The sequence below is a fragment of the Dyella jejuensis genome (assembly GCF_044904675.1).
In the GTDB taxonomy this organism is placed as follows: domain Bacteria; phylum Pseudomonadota; class Gammaproteobacteria; order Xanthomonadales; family Rhodanobacteraceae; genus Dyella_B; species Dyella_B jejuensis.
Genome location: NZ_JADIKJ010000034.1, coordinates 1 through 3,425 on the forward strand (window position 1 = coordinate 1; position 3,425 = coordinate 3,425).

The 3,425-nt window shown below is 54.0% G+C and carries 5 protein-coding genes; 4 read left to right on the forward strand and 1 reads right to left on the reverse strand.

Annotated features, from left to right (window positions below; genetic code table 11):
* The 4 genes from ISP15_RS17990 to ISP15_RS18005 form a co-directional block, all read left to right on the forward strand.
* On the forward strand, window positions 1-366 hold a 366-nt coding region (locus ISP15_RS17990; RefSeq protein ID WP_404549333.1), incomplete at its 5' end, for a hypothetical protein.
* Window positions 366-767, forward strand: coding sequence for a hypothetical protein (locus ISP15_RS17995; RefSeq protein ID WP_404549335.1), 402 nt, complete (start codon window positions 366-368; stop codon window positions 765-767). The genes ISP15_RS17990 and ISP15_RS17995, both read left to right, overlap by 1 nt.
* A 342-nt stretch (window positions 768-1,109) precedes the next feature.
* Entirely contained in the window at window positions 1,110-1,577 is a 468-nt protein-coding gene (locus ISP15_RS18000) for a hypothetical protein (RefSeq protein WP_404549337.1), read from the forward strand.
* A gap of 54 nt (window positions 1,578-1,631) precedes the next feature.
* Window positions 1,632-1,814: a hypothetical protein gene (locus ISP15_RS18005; protein WP_404549338.1), complete on the forward strand. Its 183-nt coding sequence runs from the start codon at window positions 1,632-1,634 to the stop codon at window positions 1,812-1,814.
* A 102-nt stretch (window positions 1,815-1,916) separates the two neighbouring features.
* On the opposite strand, the gene ISP15_RS18010 is transcribed toward ISP15_RS18005, so the two are convergent.
* Window positions 1,917-3,209 (reverse strand): DUF5690 family protein, encoded by a 1,293-nt coding sequence (locus ISP15_RS18010; protein WP_404549340.1) that lies wholly within the window; start codon window positions 3,207-3,209, stop codon window positions 1,917-1,919.
* Window positions 3,210-3,425: the final 216 nt, after the last annotated feature.

The window sequence follows — 3,425 nt, forward strand, 5'->3', positions numbered from 1 at the left end:
ACAGTGGGTTTCTTTGGCCCTGCTTACAACGCAGCTAAAGCCGATCAAGTTCTGAGCCTTCTACAAGATCGCAATGCAATCGCCGATCCAAATCAATGGCAGAACATGGTGCTGACGATGCAGAACCATATTGATGATCCAGTGGGGCGCTTTGTTGGAGGCAATCCGCCAACGGGCGGTACTACTCCTGAAGGAAACTCTTCACTCATAGAAATAATTCGTGCGGTGACAGGACAAAAGGATACTTCGCATAACTGTTATGGGGTACCAAGTTCTGAAGGAGGCTGTGGCGCATTTTGGAAAGATTCGCCGCTTGATCATGCGATATCTATTCCAGTAAATCAGATGCAAATAGGTAATAATTAATGAAAGTTATTATCATCTTGATAGCTACTTTCATACTGATCGGTTGTTTTGGTTTTAAGCCGTTTCAGCCGCCACCTGATCCTGATAAGAGATGGAGAAAGCCAGGCGCGACAGATACCGAGATTGTTGCTGCGTTACTCGAATGCGGAGTTCCAACACCTAGAGGTCCAAACATTAAAGTCAGAGTCACGATGACCACTGACGAAGTTGCACTATCTAAATTGTGCATGGAGCACTCCGGTTTCACTTCTGATTTTGATGATTCGTGGTCGGGTTATTGTTTAAAATTCAAAGATATTAATTCTTGCGGGTTAGGCACAAAGGCCCCGTCAAGAGATAAAAATAAGCGATTAAATAGCCAATTCTGCAAGTCGTTTCCCAATGCAGACGTTTGTCATTAAGTTGTGTTGCCTAGGAATTTCAAAGAAGTTACTTTTAACAAAGGATGTGGGTTTATCTAAAATCGCGCCAGAACTTTTGATGAATTTGTCATGCGTGCTTAGGTAGGGAAGCCTAGAACTGCCCACAACACCTGATGCAATTGCAAGGATGTAAAGAGGCATGAGTAATGACGGATATCTCTGCGATGGAAGCAGATTTAACATATGCCAGAAAATGTTTGATCGTTTGGAAGCATGTGAAACTGAGGTATCGGCGCTGACGCGAAAAATTTCAACAAGACTACTAACGCATACGCTTGTCTTTGAGTGGTATGGCCTGGAAATTCAAAGAAGGATTTTTCGATGAAAGGAATGGGGTTTTATCTGCTGGTCGTGCTAACTCTTACGGTGGCTTTGTCATCCTGTGCTCAGGTAGGGCGGCCCGGAAGTGATCAGAGGTCGGATCGGTTGGCGTTGGCTGCGAAGGCGTTTCCTGCGCAAAAGAACTTTCTATATGTCGACGTGCCTGCGGCGGACAATGGTGTCAGCAATCTGATGGTGCGCGCATTTGCGGGTGATTCCGCGACCACCCAACATTTGACGAGCATTATTTCTCGCGGTGCAATTGCGCCTACTTACGTTGTCGTGGGTAGTCAGAGCAATGGGGTCGCATATTCAACCGTCAAGGCGGTTTTGGATGGGTTCAAGGGCAAGAAGCTGCCTTACCTGCATCTTGCGCTCATCGGCGATTCCGCTCAGGCAGGGCAGCTGCAACCTGTGGCTGATGCACTGCATTCGGAATACCTCGTTCTCGTGCTTCCCCATGAATAAAATACTTGAATGCCGTGTAGGCAGTGATCAGCTCTCGCGCCATGGGAGGTAGCGATGAAGGACCACTTTGATGATCCGGTGGGACGCTTTATTGAAGGTAATTCGCCGACAGGTGACGCCACCCCTGACGGTACTACGTCACTTGAGCAGATGATTCGAGCAGCAATTGAGCAGCAGAATAGCTCGCATAACTGCTACGGAACTCCAGTTGGGCAAGACAACGGCGCAGCTTTCTAATGGCCTCGTTAAATAACGAGGCTGTGACAATGCCGTTCAATACCTAGCGCAAGAAGGAAAAGCGATAGCTTGTTCAGGCTAATGGAGGAAAAAACATAGTGGCTACGCGGCGGCGGGCACGCCGACCAGTACCTTCGCTCGCCGTGCCTTGCCGTAGAAATACAACGCGGACACCAGCGTGATCAGCATGCCGATGCCCGAGAGCGTCATCACGGTATCGGCGTAGAACGTGGCCCAGGACAGGCGCATGCCGCCGAACTCCTTCACCAGAATCACCAGCACGCTGCCCATGTAGCCGCTGCTGTCGGCGATGTACATGATGAAGCCCACGTTGCCACTGACGCGGAAGGTGGCAAGCATGCGTTCGAAGAAAGTGGCGTTATAAGGCACGTAGGCCAGATACAGGCCGAAACCGCTAAGGCCGATCCAGCCCACCGGTTCGATCAGGCCGTGCTCATGCAGGCAGGTGGCGCCGACGGCGATGGCAAAGCCGCCAAAGATCAATACATGGTTAAGCATCAGCGCTTTCAGATTGTCGCGCACGATCACGGTGAACGCAGTGATGATCAGCACGGCGATTGCGATCGGCACTTCGGTCTCGGCGAATACCGAGGCGTCGCCGCCGCGCCCCAGGTCGCTCCAGATCTCGGCGGCAAAGTTGTCGCGGAAATCGCGCGTAACCGTGAGTGCTATGTATGCCATCACGATCATTGCGATGCCGGGCAGGAAACGTGCCAGGAACGCACGCCGTGTCGCCGCATCCATCGGCACGCGCACGCTTCGCGCGGCGACGTCGGCGGCGTCGGGCGGCGGCAAGTGTTCCAGCACCCAGGTCGCCACGCCCATCGGTGCGATGAACAGCAGGCCAGTGATAAACGGCATCCAGCATTCACTGACGTGCCAGCTGACCATCAGCCACATGCCCACCGATTTTACGACGCCGGAACCGACGATAAAGCTGGCGCACATGCACGCGCCCATCAGCTCGGTGCCGCGGCGTCCTTCCAGATAGCCGAAGATCACGCCCCACACCATGCCCAACGGCAGGCCGTTGAGGAACAGGAACGGAATATTCCAGGGCGCGGGTACCAGCGCGAAGCCGAGCAGGGCGAGCCATGAGAAGCCGATCAGTCCGGCCAGCGTGCGGGCACGGCGCCGGCGCTGGATCTCCGCGATCCAGGTGATGCCGCGTACCTTGCTGAGCATGTAGCCCAGCACCTGCACGATCACCAGCCACACTTTGTAGTCGATGCCAGCCACCTGCATGCCGCCGAACGATGCCGCCGTGAACGGCTTGCGGAAGGCGTACATCGACGCATAGGCCAGGAATGCGGCAGTGCCGGCCAGCAGATTGATCGCCATGGGATGGCGGCGAATGCCTGATGAAAGCGCCACGAAAATCACCCGGAACCAGCCGATATCGGCAGTGCTGGGAGGGTGCTGGGCGCAGGTTACAGTGGCGTGGCAATCGCTAGGGATGCTCTGATCAATGCTACGTAGGCGTCACCAGCTCTGTCTGTTCGCAGACCATAGGTTCGTCGGTGCACGCGGGGAGGGTACATGGATGTACCCGGCTTTGAGGAGCGAGGAAGGCAGACTGGCTGTCTGTCG